The following is a 15,818-nucleotide window of genomic DNA, read 5'->3' as shown; positions in this document are numbered from 1 at the left end:
GAGGAGTACGCCCATGCAACCTCCCTCCGTTCCCTTGTCAGGCCGTGCGCCGCGTGGGCGGGGCCATCGGGCGGCCGTCGTCGCGTCGGTCCTGGCGGTGCTCGCGGCGCTCCTGGCCACCGCCCTGACCTGGTCGGTGCCGGCCTCGGCGGCGACCACGCCACTGGTGGGCGTGGGGTCGGGCCGCTGCCTGGACGTCAGCGGCGCCTCCCAGGCCAACGGCGCGCAGACGCAGATCTGGGACTGCAACGGGCAGGCCAACCAGCAGTGGACGTCCACGAGCGCGGGTGAGCTGCGGGTGTACGGCGGAAAGTGCCTGGACGTCAACGGCGCCGGCGCCGCCGACGGCACAGCCGTGATCATCTGGGACTGCAACGGCCAGAACAACCAGAAATGGCGCCTCAACGCCGACGGCACCATCACGGCCGTCGGGGCGAACAAGTGCCTGGACATTGCCGGCGCCGGCACCGCCAACGGCACCAAGGCCCAGATTTGGACCTGCAACGGGCGGAACAACCAGAAGTGGGACACCGGAACCGGGCCCGGCCCGACGCCGACCCCACCGCCGCCCGGCGCGCGCCCGTGCGACATCTACGGCTCGGGCGGCACGCCGTGCGTGGCCGCGCACAGCACGACTCGGGCGCTCTACGGCTCGTACAGCGGCAACCTGTACCAGGTCAGGCGCTCCTCCGACAACGCGACCCGCAACGTCGGCGTCCTGACCGCGGGCGGCATCGCGGACACCGCGGCGCAGGACTCCTTCTGCGCCGGCACCGCATGTGTCATCACGGTCGTCTACGACCAGTCCGGGCGGGGCAACGACCTGTGGTACCAGGGCTCCAGCGTGGTCCCCGGCTCCCCCCAGAGCAGGCCCGCGATCGCGACCACCGAGTCGCTCACCGTCGGCGGCGGCAAGGCCTACTCCCTCTACATCAACCCCGGCAACAGCTACTGGCGGGACGGCCACCTGAGCGGCGTCCCCACGGGCAGCGCGCCGGAGGGCATGTACATGGTGACCAGCGGCACCCACGTCAATGGCGGCTGCTGCTTCGACTACGGCAACAGCGAGACCACCAGGAAGGCCGACGCCGCCGGCGCCATGGACGCCATCAACTTCAGCACCCAATGCTGGTTCGGCGGCTGCCAGGGAAGCGGCCCCTGGGTCCAGGCCGACCTCGAATGGGGGCTCTACCCCGGCGGCAGCCAGTCATGGAACCCCAACCAGCGGAGCCTCGCCCACAAGTTCGTCACCGCGACGCTGAAGAACAACGGCACGACCCGGTTCGCCATCAAGGGCGGCGACGCCCAGTCCGGCAGCCTGTCCGTCCTGTACGACGGCTCGCTCCCCAACGGCTACAGCCCGATGAAGAAGCAGGGGGCCATCATCCTGGGCAGCGGCGGCGACTGCTGCAAGCCCGACGGCGGCGCCAACCTCAGCGCCGGCACCTTCTACGAAGGCGCCATGGTCGCCGGCTACCCCACCGACGCCGTGGAGAACGCCGTCCAGGCCAACGTCACGGCCGCCGGCTACCGCTGACTCGGTCCCAGCCTCCGCCCCGCCTCGGGCCGGAAGCCGTCGGCAACGGCCAGTAGCCGTCGTCCGGCGTGTTCCGGCCGGATGTGGGGGCCCTCGGCGGCCCTGGCGTCCGGCTGCCGGGCGTACTCGTTGATCGCGTGCTCGTCGAGGGTGATGCCGAGACCCGGCGCGTCACCGAGGATGAAGGCGCCGTCCTCCACGTGCAGGTCGAGCGATATTCCGAGTGGCGGGTGCAGATCCTGCAGCTCACTGGCCAAGTGGTTCGGCACCGACGGCGCGGCGTGCAGCAGCGCGACCGGCGTGGTGCCGATCGGGCTCACCGGCAGGTCATGGGCGTGCGCCAGTGCGGAGACCCGGAGGAAGTGGGACACCCCCCAGACCACGGCCGTCTGCACGATGTCGACGGCGCCCGCGGCCAGCAGCGGGCGGAACTGCTCCAGCCCGGTGAGGTTCTCCCCGGTGGCGACCGAGGCGCGGACGCCACGGCCGACGGTGGCCAGGCCCTCGGCGTCCCACCGCCGGACCGGCTCCTCGATCCAGGTGAGATCCAGGGTGCGTTCCAGCTCGCAGACGTGCCGGACCGCCTGCTTGCGCGTCCACGCCTCGTTCACGTCGAGCATGAGTCCCGGCCGTGATCCGTGCCCGGCCTCGGTCAGGACGTCGCGTACCAGCGTCAGGCGGCGCCGGTCGCGTTCGATGTCCAGGCCGCCCTTGATCTTGGCCGCGCGCAGACCGTGCTGGGCGTAGACCTGGTAGACCGCGACGAGCTCGTCGTCGGTCAGGCCGATGTCCAGGCCCGAGGCGTAGGCGGGGACCCTCCTGTCGCGTCCGCCCAGCAGGCGCCAGAGCGGCTCGCCGGCCGCCTGTGCCTTGATGTCCCACAGCGCGGTGTCGAGTGCGCCGATCGTACCGAACACGGCGCCCGCGTGCCCCGCCTTGAAGGTCCGCCGCAGCATGCGGTCGTAGAGCGCCGTCACGCCGCGCGGGTCCTCGCCCTCGATCGCGGCGAACACGGCGTCGATCTCCACGTGCGGCCCGAGGCCGACGCCGGTGATCCCCTCGTCGGTGTCCACCATGACGATCGGCACCGGGACGGCCCCGTCGGGGAAGACACCGTTGGCGTCGCCGACCGGGCGGCCCCATTGCTGAACCGTCGTCGCGGTCCGATACCCCGTGATCTGCATGTCAGCCCTTTGTGGAACCGGCGGTTACGCCGGCGGCGATCTGGCGCTGGAGGAAAAGATAGATCGCCAACACGGGTATCGCGGCGATCAGGACTCCGGAGGCGAAGGTGGGGATGTCGTCGGAGTACTGTCCGCGCAGCGAGTTGACCCCGATCATGAGGGTGCGATGCTCGGGCGACGGCATCATCAGCAGGGAGATGAGCACGTCGTTCCAGCAGAACAGGGTGTCGAGGATGCCCACCGACAGCAGCGCCGGCACGCCCAGCGGCAGCATGATCCGCCGGTACACCCCGTACACCGTGTTCCCGTCGATCCTGGCCGCGTCGACGATCTCCGACGGAATGGTGCGGTAGTGACTCGTCATCAGGAAGACGGTGAACGGGAGGAACTGCGCGACGTAGGCGAGGATCAGTCCCGGGTAGGTGTCGATGAGGCCGCTGTCCGCCATGATCCGGGTGAGCGGCACCATGATCACCTGAAACGGGACGAACAGTCCCGCAAGACAGCCCAGGAAGATGACCGAAGAACCGCGGAACCGCAGCCGGCTCAGCGCGAAACCCGCCATCGAGCCCATCAGCAGCAGCAGGGCCACGGCGAATGCCACGACGACCAGCGAGTTGGCGAAGTATCGCGCCATTCCGGCGCCGGCCCATGCCTGCCCCAGGTTGTCCCAGCGCAGGGAATCCGCCGGGGAGAACCGGTCGAGGACGTAGTCGCGCCGGGTCTTCATCGCGACGTTGGCGGTGAACACGAGAGGATAGATCGTCACCAGCGCGAGAACGGCCATGGGGACGGCGGCCACCCACCCCGCCACGCGCCTGCCCGGCATCAGTCCTGCCTCCCCGAGCGGCGGAGCAGGGTGATCTGCAGGAGCCCCACCACGAGCATGACGACGAAGAGAACCGTCGACGCGGCCGAGGCGAGCGCCGGCCGGTTCATCTGTCCCTGTTGGTGCCAGATGTAGTACTCCGGAAGGTAGGTCGATCCCTCCGGACCCCCGCTGGTCATGACGAAGAGCAGGCCGAACATGGAGGTCAGCATCCCTATCATCGTGGTCACGAAGACGAACTGGATGGTGCGCGTCAGGCCGGGGATGATCACGTGCCGGATGACCTGGCGCAGCGACGCGCCGTCCACGCGGGCGGCGTCCAGCAGCGAGGCGTCCAGGGTGCTGAATCCGGCGAGGAACACCACCAGGGCCATCCCGAACGTCGCCCATACATGCACGCCGACAACCGTGAACATGGCGATGCCCGGATCGCCGAGCCAGTCGACCGGGCCGGCGCCGGCCATCGCGAGGACGGCGTTCAACGGGCCGTCGTATCCGAGCATGAGGTTGACGATCGCGCCGACGATCACCGGTGAGAGCACGGCGGGGAAGAAGTAGACGCTGCGGTAGACCCGGTGACCCGGCACGCGCAGGTAGATGAAGGTCGCGAGCAGGCCCGGGATCGCCACAGCCACGGGGAGCAGCAGCACCAGCAGCCCGACGTTGCGCAGCGAGGTGCGGAACAGGGGGTCGCCGGCCAGCTCCAGGTAGTTGCTCAGACCGACCGGGGTCCCGTTGTAGGCGCCGTCACCCGTGAAGGAGTAGTTGACCCCCAGGACCAGCGGCCACAGCCGCAGCGTCACGAGGATCAGTACGGCCGGGGCCACCAGGACGTAGGGGGCGAGGCGTTCGGCGCGCGCCCCGCGGGAGGCCGGCCGGGTGGCCGTACGGGCGTCCCTGCGAGGTCCCCCCTGCTCCGCCGTCGCGGCACCGGTCCGCCCGGAACCGACCGGGCGGACCGACGGCGACGAACCTCTGAGCGGCACGCGATCAGCCCGCCCTGTCGGAGGCGGCGAGCTGCTTCACGGCCTTGTCCACGCTGGTCGACCCGCTCAGGAGCTGCTGGGACAGCCTTCCCATGAGGTCCAGGGTCTTGGAGGACAGCGCGACGTGCAGGGCGGGCCTGCCGGTCTTGATCTCGGGCACGATCGCGGCGACGGCCGGGCCGGCCCGCGAGACGTCGATCGTCATGTCGGAGGCGATCGCGCCGGCGTCGGAGGAGAACGCGGTCAAGGCGTCGGTGGAGGTCAGGGAGCGCACCAGATCCGCGGCCAGCAGCGGGTCCTTGGTCCACCTGGCGACCGCGTAGCCGATGCCACCGTCGTACGGAAGGCTCGGGGTGGCTCCGCCGGCGACGACCGGGGCCCGCATGACGCCGATCTTGTCGGGCGGCAGGAACTCGCCGAAGTCCTTCCAGTGCCCGATGTCCGACATCAGGCCGATGATGTGAGCGGCCTTACCGCTCTCGAAGACTCTGAAGATGTCCGTGAACATCGCGGTGGAGTTGGCACCGTCGTTGTTCAGCCCTGCGTCGTTGGCGTCCTTCCACAGCTCGAAGATCCGCTTCACGTGGGGGGAGGTCCAGTCGCGCCGGCCGGCGATCCAGTCGTCGTACTCCTGAGGGGTCAGGATGCCGGACCCGAGGCCCGACATGAAGAACTGGATGCCGAAGCCTTCCTTGTTGCCGAGCGCGAAGCACGCGGCCCCCGTCGCCCTCTTGATGGCGGCGCAGGTGCGGACGAGCTCGTCCCAGGTCTTGGGCGGGTTCGCCGGGTCGAGACCGGCCTTCTCGTAGAGCGTCTTGTTGTAGTAGATCGGGTGCCCCTGCAGGGTCACCGGCACGGCGTAGATCTTGCCGTCCTTGGTGAACGCGTCCCAGCCCGCCAACCGGCTCTTGTCCTGGGCCACGTACTGGTCCAGCGGAAGGAGCGCGACGGCCCGGTCGCGGATCTGCCCGCCCCCGTTGAAGAGCATGACGTCGGGTCCCTTGCTGGACTGGGCGGCCGTGCCGAGCAAGGTGTAGTACTGGTCGAACGGCTGGGCGACGAACTCGACGGTGACGCCGGGATGCCGCTTGGCGAAGTCGGCCTTCGCCTTCTCGACGTACGTGGTGGCCGCCGCTTCACCGGACTTCCAGTCCCAGACCACGAGCTTCTGCCGCTTCTGCTGGGAGTCTCCGGACGGGGATCCCGTCCGTGCCGCGCTCCCGCAGCCGGCCAGGACCAGTCCGGCGGCCATCACGACCGACCACCACATCCGCTGCTTCATAGCTGCTCACCCTCCGAGAGCTACCGAGGGACCCGCCATCACCGGCGAAACGTAACTCGTATGACGTCTTACGTCAACAGTCGGCACGTATACTGGCGCGGTGGCGCTGTCCTCGCAGGCCACCGGAGGGGGATATGACGGCATCGCAGGAAACGGCCGGCGGTGTCCCGGCGCCACCGGCATGGGTACGACGCCCGGCGACCCTCGCCCGAGCAGTGACGGCCGAGCTGGTGGAGCGCATCGTCCACGGTGTGCACCCGCCGGGGACGCCGTTGCCCCCCGAGCCCGCGCTGTGCGAAGCGTTCTCCGTGAGCCGCACCGTCGTCCGCGAAGCCGTGAAGGTCCTGCAGGAGAAGGGGCTCGTACAGGTCCGCCAAGGCGCCGGCACCATGGTCAACCCGCCGGCGATGTGGGACATGCTGGACGAGCTCGTCCTCGCCGCGACGATCGCCGAGGACGAGAGCCTGGCGATCCTCGACGACCTCGTCGTCACGCGGCGCGTGCTGGAGTCCGACATGGCCAACGTCGCCGCCCGCCTGGCCGGCCCGGACACCGTGGAGCGGCTGCGCGCGCTGGTGGACCGGATGGACGAGCTCGTGGACGACCCCGCCACCTACGCCGAGAGCGACCGCGCCTTCCACGACACGATCATGCAGGCGTCGGGGAACCGCATCGCTCGTGGCGTCGTACGGGCGCTGGAAAGCCAGGTCATCAACACCGCGCGGTACATGGGCCGGACCGAGCGAGCTCTGTGCGTGGCGTCGAACCTGGGCCACCGCCGCATCTACGAACGCATCGCCGTCCACGATCCCGACGGCGCCGCCAGGGCGATGTTCGATCACATCACCGAGGCCTGGCTGGTCCGCCGTACCGGACCGGCCGATCCGGTACGGCTGCGGCGTTAGCAGCGAGAGCTCTCCGGTGCGCTCCGGAGTCCATGATCGCCTGAAAGAGTAGGACTTATTTTCATCCCTCGTCCCGCTTCGAGAAACTCACAAGCGGGCCCTTCATGAGGAGACCCAGCCGGGCGATCTCCGGCGAATACCGAGGTGACGGCCTCGGAAAAGGGGCGACAAGGCAGGCCGGCATGCGAAGCGTCATGTGATGGGCCAGGAATAAGCACGCTTAACACTTGACAGTCCTGGATGACGGGATCGTAATGAGTGTTCAAAGTCTCCGCGACACGCCTCTGGAGGCCTTCTCATCGGCCCCTCGTGGCGCCGCCCGCGAATACCGCGCATGTCATGGAGAAGCACGCTCGCCGAACCCGGAAGGAAGCTGCGTGACGTGAGGCACACATCCATGGTCACCGCCATCGCCGTGGCGGCGCTCATCGTCCTGGGAGCCGCGGGTACGGCATCAGGCGGAGCCACGCCGGCCGCGCGCGGGACCGTCGCGGCTGCGGCGACCGCCGGCTGCGGCAAGGCCCCGGCACTGGTGAGCGGCACACACTCACTGGTGAGCGGCGGCCAGAACCGCAGCTACATCCTGCGCGTCCCGGCCAACTACGACAGCAACCACCCCTACCGGTTGATCTTCGGGTTCCACTGGGTGGGCGGCACCGCCAATGATGTCGACTCGGGCGGAACCGATGGGTACAACTGGTCGTACTACGGACTGCGGCGACTGGCGGACAACGCGAACAACAGCACGATCTTCGTCGCGCCCCAGGGCACCAACAACGGCTGGGCCAACTCCGGCGGCCAGGACGTCACCTTCGTCGACGACATGACCCGGCAGATCGAAGCGGGCCTGTGCGTCGACACGACGCAGATCTTCTCTTCGGGATTCAGCTACGGCGGGGCGATGACGTACGCACTCGCCTGTGCCCGGCCCGCGGTCTTCCGCGCGGTCGCGGTCTATTCCGGCGCGAACCTCAGCGGGTGCGGCGGCGGCACGCAGCCCGTCGCCTACATGGGGCTCCACGGCCTCAGGGACAACGTGCTGCCCATCTCATCCGGGCGCTCACTGCGTGACACGTTCGTCAGGAACAACGGCTGCACCCCGCAGAACCCTCCCGAGCCGGCGGCCGGCAGCATGACGCACGTCGTCACCGCCTACGCGGGTTGCCGGGCCGGATATCCGGTGGTCTGGGCCGCGTTCGACGGAGGTCACGATCCCGGCCCGATCGACGGGTGCACCTGTGGCGGCTGGAGGACCTGGACCTCCGCGGAGGTGTGGACGTTCTTCACCCAGTTCGGAAGCGACCCCTCCCCCTCGCCGACCCCCACCACCTCGCCCACGCCTCCGCCCACGAGCGCGATCCGGGGTGCGGCGTCGGGCCGGTGCCTGGACGTCAGCGGGGCTTCCCAGGCGAACGGCGCGCAGGCGCAGATCTGGGACTGCAACGGGCAGGCCAACCAGCAGTGGACCTCCACCGGCTCCGGTGAGCTGCGCGTGTACGGCGGCAAGTGCCTGGACGTCAACGGCGCCGGCACCGCCGACGGCACAGCCGTGATCATCTGGGACTGCAACGGCCAGAACAACCAGAAATGGCGCACCAACGCCGACGGCACCATCACGGCCGTCGGGGCGAACAAGTGCCTGGACGTGGCCGGCGCCGGCACCGCCAACGGCACCAAGGCACAGATCTGGACCTGCCACGGCGGCACCAACCAGAAGTGGACCCGCGCCTGACCGAGCCGGCCGAGGGCGTCCGCCGGACGCCCTCAAGCTCGGCGTGCCCGAGACCTTCCCCGCTCCATCAGTTGGCCAACACCAGGAGACAGCGTGCCCCCCACCAAGCTGTCGGCACTCCGCAGGCGCACCGCCCTCGCCGGCGCCACCCTGCTCGCCGGAGCCCTTCTCACGGCGCCCGCCCTCGCCGGCTCCGCCACGGCCGCCCCCTCCGTCTACGAGCCCACGTGGGCGTCCGTGGACCAGCATCCGGCCGCGCCGGAATGGTTCCAGGACGCGAAGTTCGGCATCTACTTCCACTGGGGAGCCTTCGCCGCGCCCGCCTTCGGCAGCGAGTGGTACCCGCGCAACATGTACGTCGGCGGCTCCGCGGAGAACAACCACCACAAGAGCGTCTACGGCGATCCCTCGGCATGGCCGTACCACAACTTCATCGACGGCTCGCGCGACAAGGCCGGCAACTGGGTCCAGTTCGCGCCCAAGCTCAAGTCCGCGGGCGGCAACTTCGACCCGAACGAGTGGGCGCAGCTGTTCGCCGACTCCGGAGCCAAGTTCGCCGGCCCGGTCGCCGAGCACCACGACGGCTTCTCCATGTGGGACAGCCAGGTCAACGAGTGGAACTCGGCCGGCCGAGGACCCAAGCTGGACCTGCTGCGGCTGTTCGCCGACGCGATCCGCGGCAGGAACATGAAGCTGCTGGTCGCGATGCACCACGCGTACAACTTCACCGGCTACTACGACCACGTGCCGGCGCAGCCCACCACGTCGCTGAAGAAGCTCTACGGACAGCTCGGCCCGGCCGCGCAGAACCAACTCTGGTACGACAAGCTGAAGGAGGTCGTCGACAAGGCCCAGCCCGACATCCTCTGGCAGGACTTCAACCTCACCCGCGTCGACGAGGCCAAGCGGCTCGCCTTCCTGTCGTACTACTACAACCAGGCCAACGCGTGGGGCAAGGAGGTCGTGGCCACCTACAAGGACGGCTTCAACAACAAGGGCGAGGTCTTCGACTACGAGCGCGGCGGCCCCGCCGGCATCCAGTACCCCTACTGGCTGACCGACGACGCCATCAGCAGCTCCAGCTGGTCCTACACCGACGGGATCGGCTACTACAGCGCGCCCGCGATGCTCCACTCGCTGATCGACCGGGTGAGCAAGAACGGCAACATGCTGCTCAACGTCTCCCCCATGATCGACGGCACCGTCCCGCAGGACCAGAAGGGCATCCTGAACGCCATCGGGACTCACCTCAGGCGCAACGGCGAGTCGATCTACTCCACCCGCGCCTGGACCACCTACGGCGAAGGCCCCACCAAGATGGGCGGCGGCTCGTTCACCACTCCCCGTGCCGGCACGGCCCAGGACATCCGGTACACCCGCAGCAAGGACAACACCGTCCTGTACGCGACCGTGCTCGGCTGGCCCGGCAACGGCGCCACCCTCAACCTCGCGTCCCTGGCGAGCGGCCGGGTCGACCTGTCCAACCTGGGCAGGGCCGAGATGATCGGCAACACCGCCGGCACGTACATCGACCTGCCGACGCGCACCCAGGACTCCAACGGCCTGCGCGTCACTCTGCCCAGCCAGCCGTACTCCGCTCTGGCCTACGTGGTGAAGCTGACCTTCAACGGGCCGATCAGGGCGACCCCCGGGGCGAGCGGCGTCCTGCGCAACGTCAACGCCGGCAGGTGCCTGGACGTCCCTTCCCTCTCCCAGACGAACGGCACCCAGGTGGCGCTGTGGGACTGCAACGGCGGCGCCAACCAGCAGTGGACACCGACCCCCGCCAAGGAGCTCCGGGTCTACGGCACCAAGTGCCTGGACGCCTACGGCCAGGGCACCGCCAACGGCACCCAGGTCGTCATCTGGGACTGCACCGGCGGGGCCAACCAGCAGTGGAGCGTCAACGCCGACGGCAGCGTCACCGGCGTGCAGTCCGGGCTGTGCCTGGACGCCTCCGGGGCGGGGACCGCCAACGGCACGAAGGCGGTCCTGTGGACCTGCCACGGCGGCGCCAACCAGCAGTGGACCCGCACCTGACCGTGGACCCGCACCTGACCCCGTCACCCACGACACCCTCCCCGGGGCGCACGGCCGCCCGGCTCAGACCCACGGAGCCGGGCCGCCCGCCCCCCTGCCGAAGGAATGCGCATGGACGTCCTGGGTAGCAGGCGGCGCGGACGCCGCCGCCGTCTGGCAGCGCTGCTGTCCATCGGTGCGCTCGTCGCCGCATCGGTCCTCTCGTCCGCCGGGCCGGCTCAGGCGGCGGACGAGTCGATCAGCGTGAACTTCTCCGTCGCGGGCGGCTCTCCCACCCACCGGGCCTCCGGATGGATCTACGGGATGACCGAGAACGGGTCCGGTCCCCCGGACCGCTTCTTCACGGATGTGAAGTTCCGGTACATGCGGGCCGGCGGGGCGCAGCTCGACAGCCCCGGCGGCTGGGTGTCGGGCAGGTACGACCGCCGGTGGAACGCCACCCGCGCCCAGCTGCTGCGCACCAGGGCGCTGGGCGGCGAGTTCGTCCTGCTGGTCCACGACCTGTGGGGCGCCGACGGCTACCCGATCTCCCGCTTCCCGGGCGACAACGGGGACTGGACCGACTACGACGCCTTCCTCACCCGCCTCATCGACGACGTGCGGGCGGCCGGCGCCCCGGTGGAGTGGGACCTCTGGAACGAGCCCAACATCACCCTGTTCTGGAACCGTCCGCAGTCGCAGTACTTCGCCATGTGGAAGCGGGCCTACCAGCGCATCCGGGCCGCCTTCCCGACGCACCTGATCGTCGGGCCGAGCTGCGCCTGCGTGCCGGCGACGAGCGGCTGGTGGACCCAGTACCTCGACTACGTCAAGGCCGGCGACGTGGTCCCCGACATCGTCAGCTGGCACTCCCTGCCCGGCGACCCGGTGGCGAACGCGGCCACGGCCGACACCACGCTCGGCTCGCGCGCGATCCCCCATCCGCGGCCGTACCAGATCAACGAGTACGGCGCGTCCAACGAGCAGAACCCGGGTGACGGATCCTGGTACATCGCGCGTCTGGAGCGGGCCGGTGCGGACGGCCTGCGCGCCAACTGGGCCGGCGGCGCTAACCTGCACAACGATCTCGCCAATCTGCTCGTCCGCGACTCGTCGGGTCAGTACCAGCCCAGGGGCGAATGGTGGGTCTACCGCTTCTACGGGTCGCAGACCGGCCAGATCGCCTCCAGCACCCCCAGCAGGTCCTACGACGCGTTCGCCACCAAGGCCGACGGGAACGCCAAGATCCTGGTCGGCGGCGGCAGCACGACGGGCAACATCGCCGTCGACCTGCAGCGCCTGGACACCACCAGCGGCGTCGTGCAGAACAACCAGGTGCGGGTGGTCGTCGAACGCATCCCCTACAACGGCGGCGGCGCGGTCTCCGGCCCGGTCACCGTCCAGGACTCCAACGTCACCTTGTCCGGCAACGGCACGACGGTCAACTTCTCGCACCTCAACGCCGACGACGCCTTCACCATCACCCTCCTGCCCCCGGGCCCTCCAGCGGCGACGCAGGCGCTCCAGGGCGTGGGCTCGGGCCGGTGCCTGGACGTCAGCGGCGCCTCCCAGGCCAACGGCGCGCAGGCGCAGATCTGGGACTGCAACGGGCAGCCCAACCAGCAGTGGACGTCCACGAGCGCGGGTGAGCTGCGGGTGTACGGCGGAAAGTGCCTGGACGTCAACGGCGGAGGTACGGCGGACGGCACAGCCGTGATCATCTGGGACTGCAACGGCCAGAACAACCAGAAATGGCGCCTCAACGCCGACGGCAGCATCACGGCGGTCGGGGCGAACAAGTGCCTGGACGTGGCCGGTGCCGGCACCGCCAACGGCACCAAGGCCCAGATCTGGACCTGCCACGGCGGCACCAACCAGAAATGGACCCACGGCTGAAGGCCCGGCACCATCGTCCCCGGCAGAGAGCGGATGTAGTGACCAGCGTCGATCTTGATCGTAGTTCAGTCGAATCGTTGAGATCAGGCCGTTTCTCCGGCGTCACGTGTGCGGCGCGGGCGGAGGAGATCGCCGGGCCGGCCGGCTCGGGGCGATCGCCCGTCGCCGAGGCGATCCGCGGGGCGCCGACACGTTCCCGCACCCGGACACCGACCCGCGGATCGGGCGATGACGCGAGACCTCCCGTTCGAGAACTGACCCCGGGGGCCTTCAGATGACCACAGGAGTATGGCTGGTCGGAGGCCGCGGCTCGGTCGCGGTGACCGGCGTCGTGGGGGCGCTCGCCATCCGGGCCGGGCTGGCCGAGCCGACCGGCTGCGTCACCGAACTTCCGCAGCTCGGCGGAGCGCCCCTGCCCGCTCTGGCCGAGCTGGCCTTCGGCGGGCACGACGTCTCCTCGCTGTCGCTGGTGAAGAAGGCGCAGGCGCTGGCCGATGCGGGTGTGCTCCCGGCCGGACCGGTGCGGGCGCTGGAGGAGGAACTGGCGGCGGTCGAGCGGGAGGTGCGGCCGCTGCCCCCGGCGCGCGACCAGGCCGAGGCGGCGGAGCTGCTGGCAGCCGACCTGACGGCCTTCCGGGAGCGTCACCGTCTCCGGCGGGTCATCGTCGTCAACGTCGCGACGACCGAGCCGGCGCCCGCTCCGCACCCCGCGCACGCCGACCTTGACGAGCTGGAGGAGGCGCTGCGCGAGCCGCTCCCCACGGCCGGGCGGGGGACACGGCCGGGCGGCGGCCGGGGGGTGCTGCCGCCCAGCTCACTCGCCGCCTACGCCGCGTTCCGCGCGGGCTGCCCGTTCGTCGACTTCACCCCCTCCACCGGCGCCCGGCTGCCCGCGCTCCACCAGCTGGCGGTCCGGCAGGGCGTGCCGTACGGCGGGCACGACGGCAAGACCGGCGAGACGCTGGTGAAGTCGGTGCTGGCGCCCATGTTCGCGACGCGCAACCTGCGGGTGCGGACCTGGTCGGGAACCAACCTGCTCGGCGGCGGTGACGGCGCCAGTTTGGCGCAGCCGGGCCCGAACGCCGCCAAGGCCGCGAGCAAGAGCAAGGTCCTGCGGGAGACGCTCGGTTATGTCCCCCAGGGCGAGATTCGCATCGACTACCTGGAGGATGTCGGCGATTTCAAGACGGCCTGGGATCTGGTGACGTTCGAGGGCTTCCTGGGACGGCGCATGCGCATGGACTTCACCTGGCACGGATGCGACTCGGCGCTGGCCGCCCCGCTGGTCCTCGACCTGGCCCGGTTGACCGCCGCCGCACACGAGCACGGCCGCTCCGGCGCCCTGACCGAGCTGGCGTTCTTCTTCAAGGATCCGCTGGGACCGGTCCCCCACGCCCTGGCCGACCAGTGGCGCCTGCTGTGCGACTTCGCCGACGGCCTGCGCACCGGACCCGGGCCGGTCGCCGGCGGGCCACGGTGAGCGCCGTGATCCGCCAGGCCGGGCGGGCCCCGCGATCAGGGCGGCCCGCGGTACGCGATCTGGTCGAGCTGGTGCGGATGCCGGCGGCGCTGTCGGTGCCCGGCGACGTGGTGGCCGGTGCCGCGGCAGCCGGCGTGCTCGACCGCCGTACGGCCGGGCTGGCCTGTGCGTCGGTCTGCCTGTACTGGGCGGGCATGGCCGCCAACGACTGGGCCGACCGCCACGTGGACGCCCTCGAACGCCCGGAGCGCCCCATCCCGTCCGGCCGGGTCTCCCCCGGCGCGGCGCTGGGCGTCGCCGCCGGGCTCACCGCCGGGGGCGTGTCGGTGGCGGCGCTGATCGCGGGGTCGCGAGCGGGTGCGGTCGCGGCGGCGCTGGCGGCGGCGGTGTGGGCCTATGACGTCACGGTCAAGGACACTCCGGCGGGTCCTGCTGCGATGGCCCTGTGCCGGGTGCTCGACGTGCTGCTCGGCGCCTCCCCCCGCGGGCGGGCGGACAGAGCGCTCCCCGCGGCCCTGCCCGCCGCGCTGACGGTGGGCGCCCACACCTACCTGCTCACTCTGCTGTCCCGGCGCGAGGTGTCGGGCGCCGGGCCGCACCTGCCCGCCGGGACGCTGGCCGCCACCGTCGCCCTGGCCGCGACCGTCTGCCGCCGCCAGGGGTGGACGCAGAACGCGCTCGCCGCCTGGTACGCCGCACGCTTCGGCCTCGCCCAGGCCCGCGCCACCGCCGACCCCTCCGCGGCCGCCATCCGGGCAGCCGTCGGCAGCGGGATCACCGCGCTGCCCGCGCTGCAGGGCGCGCTCACCGCGCACGCCGGCGCGGAGGGCGCCGGACTGGCCGTGGCCGCGGCAGCGCCTCTGAGCAGGCTCCTCGTCACGAAGGTGTCACCGACATGACCGGCGCGAGCACGAGGGGCACGACCGCAGGAGCCGCAGCGAGCACCGCCGTCGGGACGGCTGGAGCGACCGCGCCGCGGGCGCTGCGGTTCGGGTACGGCACCAACGGATTCGCCGACCACCGGCTGGAGGACGCGCTGGACGTCATGGCCGCGCTCGGGTACGACGGGGTGGCCCTGACCCTCGACCACGATCACCTGGATCCCTATGCGCCCGGAGCGGCCCGGCGGGTCGCGGCCGTCGCGGACCGGCTGCGCGATCTCCAGCTCGGCGTGGTCGTCGAGACCGGCGCCCGCTACCTGCTCGACCCCTGGCACAAGCACGCCCCCACCCTGCTGCACGACGACGGCCACCTGCGGCTGGACTTCCTGCGGCGGGGCGCCGCCGTCGCCGCCGACCTCGGCGCCGAAGCCCTCTCACTGTGGGCCGGGGTACGGCCCGCCTCCGTCCCGGACCACCTGGCCTGGGAACGGCTCGTGGACGGCTGCGCGCACCTGCTGGACGCCGCGACGGTACCGCTCGGCTTCGAGCCGGAGCCGGGGATGCTGGTGGCGACCATCGCGGACTGGCGACGGCTGCGTGACGCGCTCGGCCGCCCCGAGGGTTTCGGGCTCACCCTCGACATCGGGCACTGCCGCTGCCTGGAACCGGACCCCGTGCCCGGCTGCGTGGAGTCCGTCGCCGAGCACCTGGTGAACGTGCAGATCGACGACATGCGCCGGGGTGTGCACGAGCATCTGGAGCTCGGCACCGGGGAGATCGACTTCCCGCCCGTCCTGGCCACCCTTGCCGCCTGCGGCTACACCGGGCTGGTGGCGGTCGAACTCCCCCGGCACTCGCACGCGGCGCCTGAGGTCGCCGCCCGCTCGATCGCGTTCCTCCGTGCGGCGGAACGCTCCGCCGGGGAAGGGAGCCGGTGATGGACGCTCAGGAGCTGCTGACCGTCCTCGATCAGGACTGGGTCATGGAGGCGTGCGCGGAGGTGGGGCGGCGGCCGCCCGGAAGCCGGGGATCCGCGCCACGTAGCCGCTGTGGATGCGCGCCACCATGAAGTCGTCGTCCACGACCA

General features: G+C 70.8%; 12 protein-coding genes. 8 read left to right on the top strand and 4 right to left on the bottom strand.

Annotated features, from left to right (window positions below; genetic code table 11):
- Positions 1-13: 13 nt before the first annotated feature.
- Positions 14-1,537 (top strand): arabinofuranosidase catalytic domain-containing protein, encoded by a 1,524-nt coding sequence (locus ABZS51_RS26625; protein ID WP_355446214.1) that lies wholly within the window; start codon positions 14-16, stop codon positions 1,535-1,537.
- Here ABZS51_RS26625 and ABZS51_RS26620 read toward each other — a convergent pair.
- The 4 genes from ABZS51_RS26620 to ABZS51_RS26605 are packed head-to-tail and all read right to left on the bottom strand — an operon-like array spanning position 1,528 to position 5,818.
- Positions 1,528-2,721, bottom strand: coding sequence for a mandelate racemase/muconate lactonizing enzyme family protein (locus tag ABZS51_RS26620; protein ID WP_355446211.1), 1,194 nt, complete (start codon positions 2,719-2,721; stop codon positions 1,528-1,530). The two genes, ABZS51_RS26625 and ABZS51_RS26620, sit on opposite strands and share 10 nt — an antisense overlap.
- A 1-nt stretch (position 2,722) precedes the next feature.
- Entirely contained in the window at positions 2,723-3,550 is an 828-nt protein-coding gene (locus ABZS51_RS26615; RefSeq protein WP_355446208.1) for a carbohydrate ABC transporter permease, read from the bottom strand.
- A complete protein-coding gene (locus ABZS51_RS26610) occupies positions 3,550-4,536 on the bottom strand; it encodes a sugar ABC transporter permease (RefSeq protein ID WP_355446205.1) in 987 nt (328 codons plus the stop codon). Before ABZS51_RS26610 ends, ABZS51_RS26615 begins: the two co-directional genes overlap by 1 nt.
- 4 nt (positions 4,537-4,540) lie before the next feature.
- Positions 4,541-5,818 carry an extracellular solute-binding protein gene (locus ABZS51_RS26605; RefSeq protein WP_355446202.1) on the bottom strand — a complete coding sequence of 426 codons (1,278 nt, stop codon included), beginning with the start codon at positions 5,816-5,818 and terminating at the stop codon, positions 4,541-4,543.
- A 215-nt stretch (positions 5,819-6,033) separates the two neighbouring features.
- On the opposite strand from ABZS51_RS26605, the gene ABZS51_RS26600 reads away from it, so the two are divergent.
- From ABZS51_RS26600 to ABZS51_RS26570, 7 genes are all read left to right on the top strand, one after another.
- Positions 6,034-6,723 (top strand): FCD domain-containing protein, encoded by a 690-nt coding sequence (locus ABZS51_RS26600; protein WP_355446199.1) that lies wholly within the window; start codon positions 6,034-6,036, stop codon positions 6,721-6,723.
- Between the two features lie 382 nt (positions 6,724-7,105).
- Complete coding sequence (locus ABZS51_RS26595; RefSeq protein ID WP_355446196.1) at positions 7,106-8,455, top strand: lectin; 1,350 nt, start codon at positions 7,106-7,108, stop codon at positions 8,453-8,455.
- 93 nt (positions 8,456-8,548) lie between these two features.
- Positions 8,549-10,495, top strand: a complete 1,947-nt coding sequence (locus ABZS51_RS26590; RefSeq protein ID WP_355446193.1) for an alpha-L-fucosidase — start codon at positions 8,549-8,551, stop codon at positions 10,493-10,495.
- Positions 10,496-10,606: 111 nt separating this feature from the next.
- Complete coding sequence (locus ABZS51_RS26585) at positions 10,607-12,370, top strand: ricin-type beta-trefoil lectin domain protein (RefSeq protein ID WP_355446190.1); 1,764 nt, start codon at positions 10,607-10,609, stop codon at positions 12,368-12,370.
- A 274-nt stretch (positions 12,371-12,644) separates the two neighbouring features.
- Positions 12,645-13,850, top strand: coding sequence for an inositol-3-phosphate synthase (locus ABZS51_RS26580; RefSeq protein WP_355446187.1), 1,206 nt, complete (start codon positions 12,645-12,647; stop codon positions 13,848-13,850).
- Positions 13,851-13,855: 5 nt separating this feature from the next.
- Positions 13,856-14,749, top strand: a complete 894-nt coding sequence (locus tag ABZS51_RS26575) for an SCO3242 family prenyltransferase (protein WP_355446184.1) — start codon at positions 13,856-13,858, stop codon at positions 14,747-14,749.
- A complete protein-coding gene (locus tag ABZS51_RS26570; protein ID WP_355446181.1) occupies positions 14,746-15,669 on the top strand; it encodes a sugar phosphate isomerase/epimerase family protein in 924 nt (307 codons plus the stop codon). Before ABZS51_RS26575 ends, ABZS51_RS26570 begins: the two co-directional genes overlap by 4 nt.
- Positions 15,670-15,818 lie beyond the last annotated feature (149 nt).

The sequence above is a fragment of the Nonomuraea sp. NPDC005501 genome (genome assembly GCF_040605905.1).
Classification (GTDB): Bacteria; Actinomycetota; Actinomycetes; order Streptosporangiales; family Streptosporangiaceae; genus Nonomuraea.
The sequence above is the reverse complement of the archived record's forward strand: the minus strand, read 5'-3'. Positions and strand labels throughout refer to the sequence as shown.

Coding starts and splice junctions, on each gene's coding strand:
- ABZS51_RS26625 (WP_355446214.1), top strand. CDS start 14: ATGCAACCTCCCTCCGTTCCCTTGTCAGGCCGTGCGCCGCGTGGGCGG.
- ABZS51_RS26620 (WP_355446211.1), bottom strand. CDS start 2,721: ATGCAGATCACGGGGTATCGGACCGCGACGACGGTTCAGCAATGGGGC.
- ABZS51_RS26615 (WP_355446208.1), bottom strand. CDS start 3,550: ATGCCGGGCAGGCGCGTGGCGGGGTGGGTGGCCGCCGTCCCCATGGCC.
- ABZS51_RS26605 (WP_355446202.1), bottom strand. CDS start 5,818: ATGAAGCAGCGGATGTGGTGGTCGGTCGTGATGGCCGCCGGACTGGTC.
- ABZS51_RS26585 (WP_355446190.1), top strand. CDS start 10,607: ATGGACGTCCTGGGTAGCAGGCGGCGCGGACGCCGCCGCCGTCTGGCA.
- ABZS51_RS26580 (WP_355446187.1), top strand. CDS start 12,645: ATGACCACAGGAGTATGGCTGGTCGGAGGCCGCGGCTCGGTCGCGGTG.
- ABZS51_RS26570 (WP_355446181.1), top strand. CDS start 14,746: ATGACCGGCGCGAGCACGAGGGGCACGACCGCAGGAGCCGCAGCGAGC.